1 protein-coding gene is annotated in these 414 nt (G+C 53.1%); it reads right to left on the bottom strand.

Annotated elements, in window-relative coordinates:
- Positions 1-414, bottom strand: a 414-nt coding sequence (locus EAS64_RS42940) for a DUF3516 domain-containing protein (RefSeq protein WP_145862460.1), incomplete at both ends; no start/stop codon positions are given.

The following is a 414-nucleotide window of genomic DNA, read 5'->3' as shown; positions in this document are numbered from 1 at the left end:
TGATTTAAAGCAAAGTTATCCTGTAAATCTTCGGTAAGCCGCAGGTATGAGCCATGCTCATCCGGGGTATCTGTACGCTCAATAACCCCGCCGGTCAGCAGCTCCTTATAAATACCAACGGCTTTACGCAAAAGCTCCCGACGACGCTGCATCGGCTCATGATGCTCCTGAAGAATGCGGTAGGCTGCGACCACCGGATTCTGCGGGCGCTGCATCAGGTTCAAAAGCATTGAGTGGGTGATATCGAACGAAGAGGTCAGCGGCTCAGGCTCTGCTGCGACCAGCTGATCGAAGGTCTTCTCCGACCACCCCACAAAACCTTCCGGTGCCTTCTTGCGTTTAGACGAGAGTGACTGATTAATCTTCTTCGTATCGTCACCGAACTTCGCCTGCGCTTTAGCCAACAGACGCGCA

Source organism: Trebonia kvetii (genome assembly GCF_007827045.1).
In the GTDB taxonomy this organism is placed as follows: domain Bacteria; phylum Actinomycetota; class Actinomycetes; order Streptosporangiales; family Streptosporangiaceae; genus Trebonia; species Trebonia kvetii.
The sequence above is the reverse complement of the archived record's forward strand: the minus strand, read 5'-3'. Positions and strand labels throughout refer to the sequence as shown.